The following is a 546-nucleotide window of genomic DNA, read 5'->3' on the forward strand; positions in this document are numbered from 1 at the left end:
TGACCAATGCCAGTTGTGAGATGGAAGCGGCGGAGGTGAACCACTTTTCGCCATTGAGAACCCAATCCGGCCCTCGCTGCACGGCCGCGGTCTGCATGCCGGTGGCATCGGCGCCGGCGGCTCTTTCGGTCATGGCAAAGCAGACCCGGATATCGCCGTTGACCAGCGGGACCAGGTAGCGCTGCTTCTGCTCCTCGGTCCCGTGCTCGATGAGGGTCAGCATGGTCGCGTCCTGTGGGCCCATGCAGTTCAACGCCCACGCACCCAGATGGCTGAACGCGCGGCCCACTTCGACTTGCACGACGGCATTGGCCAAGTGCCCCAACCCCATTCCGCCGTACTGCACCGGTACGAAGGGGCACCACAACCCTTCCGCGTGGGCCCTGTCCTGGACCTCCTTGACGATGTCGAAGAAGGGACGCGTGCCGATCTGTGGCTCCGCCGGCAGCACTACCTCGTCGATGAAAGTGGCGACCCGGGCACGCAGTTGCTGAATCTCCGCCGGGAGCTCGAAATCGATCATGTGACATACGCTGACAGGATTGA

General features: G+C 63.2%; 1 protein-coding gene. It reads right to left on the reverse strand.

Annotated features, from left to right (window positions below; all coding sequences use genetic code 11):
- Nucleotides 1–523 (reverse strand): acyl-CoA dehydrogenase family protein (locus A9X04_RS11945; protein WP_197509146.1); only part of this gene is annotated, 523 nt, incomplete at its 3' end.
- Between the last annotated feature and the right edge of the window lie 23 nt (nt 524–546).

This window comes from Mycobacterium sp. E3247, assembly GCF_001667785.1.
Classification (GTDB): Bacteria; Actinomycetota; Actinomycetes; order Mycobacteriales; family Mycobacteriaceae; genus Mycobacterium.